At 39.6% G+C, this 2,273-nt stretch carries 1 pseudogene; it reads right to left on the minus strand.

Going from position 1 to position 2,273, the window contains the following annotated elements:
* Positions 1 to 2,171: pseudogene (locus tag ACFINX_RS09820) on the minus strand (autotransporter outer membrane beta-barrel domain-containing protein); the annotation flags it as partial.
* Between the last annotated feature and the right edge of the window lie 102 nt (positions 2,172 to 2,273).

The following is a 2,273-nucleotide window of genomic DNA, read 5'->3' on the forward strand; positions in this document are numbered from 1 at the left end:
CTGGTCTTTAGTGTCCATGTTGTCTTGTTTTTTAGATCAAAATGTACATTTCTGTCTTTAGCAATATTCGCTCTGCCCTCTAAAATAGACTGATCTGCGCTTAATGTGAAGGTGCCGTTGGAGATCGTTTTAACCTCTTTACCATCCCACAAATCTTTATCTTTCCATGATGTTTTGTCCCAAAAAATACCATCTCCTAATAATACGTCAGCATGGACTTCTGATTTTTTAAGATTGACTGTGCCGATTGATGGAGCAGCAGCATCTTCGATGCTTTTTTCAACAACAGTTCTAACGAAAATTCCTGTACCATTTTCAGCATGAAGCTCTGCATTAGTCAGATTGATCTCATTACTATGATATTTTTGCGGATCATGAGAGCTATTCGGATTATTATCAAAGAAAGTTGCGAATTGTAAACTGGCAACTTCTGCTGTGGCAGAAACATCTGTCAGATCAATATGTCCGCCATTTATTACAACCAGTGCAGCCATTTTTGCTTCTATTGTATTTTTCTTCCCCTTCTGAGGAGTATCGGATTGGGTATCTAGGCCTTTAGAATTAGTATCAATAGCACGATTGCTCGTTTTAATTGTGCTACCTTCAATGACAAAAAGACCAACATCAACATTTTGAATGGTTGTTTTGCCATTGAATTCAACTATACTATCGGCATCCCAAATGTTTACACCAACGGTTGCTGCTTCGGACTCACCACCGGTTATTGTTAAATCTCCGCTAATGATTTGACTTCCACCGTCTGCATAAAAACCTTCATCGACATTTTGAATGGTTGTTTTGCCGGTTAACTGAATTTCACTACCAGAATCCTCTGTCCGTACACCAGTGCTTATTTTGCCGAGATTTTCATTAATTGCTTTACCACCGACTACTGTTAAATTTTCGCTGGTAATTTTGCCACCATTTATTGCTCTAAGACCCTTCAAAATATTATTAATCGTTGCCGTTCCATGCAATTCAATTCTGCTATCAGGACCAAGTGCAAGTGCACCGGTTCCCGCGTCATTCGTTGTTAAAGCTATATCCGTGACATCAATCTGTCCACCATTTCGTGCCTCAAGCCCATGTGTGAATTTTTCAATGGTTGTTTTTCCATTTAGTTCGATCTTGCTGTTAGGCAGGTCAACTCCTACACCAGTGCTTTCTTCTTTTGCTCCAGAACCGATGAGTGTTAAATTTTCGCTGGTGATTTTACCACCATCAAATGCTCCAAGACCGTTCAAAGCATTGTTAATCTTTGTATTGCCTTTTAATTCAACTATGCTATCAGAACCAAGTGCAAGTGCACCGTTTCCGAAGTTATTGGTTGTTAGAGTAACATCCGTAATTTCAATACGTCCACCATTTTCTGTAAATAATGCGCCTTCATGTCCATTCAAACTTCCTCCTATGACAGCCCCTCCTTTCATGGTGATCTTGGATTCTATACCATCTGCATGGAGTGCATTACCCTTAGATGATGCGACTGTAACATTGTTGTTTAAAGTAATGATGCTGCCGTTTCCAGCATATACCCCATCAGTTTCCCCATCGAGTGATCCTCCAGACACTGTTATTGTCGAGTGATCATCTGCAAATATGCCTTTTAGTGCTTGAGTTACGGTTACATTGTTCAAGGTTACTGTGCTGTTTTTAGCACTTATTCCTAAGGATAGTGAACTGTTATCGTTTTCACTCGATATTACTACGTCTTCCAGCTTGTTTTTTTTACTCTTACTGTCAGAAAAGGAAGCACCAGTGCTAGATAAAATGCCAGATGAGGAGGCCTCCATTCCAGAATATGTAATTGTTCCCTTAGTCATTTGAAGTGTAGCACCGTCTTTGGCTTCAAGTCCTAAGAAAATACCAGAACCAGTGCCTTTAATGGTTGTGCCATCCAGTAACTCAATCGCACTGTTAGCACCTTCTGCTGTTACAGCATAGACGGTTTGGTTTGTGCCTTGGTTTATATCTTTATTCGTAACAATGGTTAAATGTTTTCCAATGATTTTGCCACCGTCTTTTGCGTGAATAGTTTCGTAGGTTTTATCGGATACTTCTTGTTGTTTTCCCTCAGAAACTACGAGGGTTTCAGCATGTGCACTGAACTGGATGTTGAACAGGATAATAGCGGCTGCAGCCGTACATGATAAAAGGGATGTTTTATACACTAGTATTCTCCTTATGAGAGCCCCAAAATATTCATTTCCCCGCGAACTTCATAAGAAGAAGTGAAAATGGATAGTTGTTATTAATTTCAGTAATTGTTTTTA

Origin of the sequence: Bartonella sp. AP36NXGY (genome assembly GCF_042195865.1) — a bacterium.
GTDB lineage: Bacteria > Pseudomonadota > Alphaproteobacteria > Rhizobiales > Rhizobiaceae > Bartonella.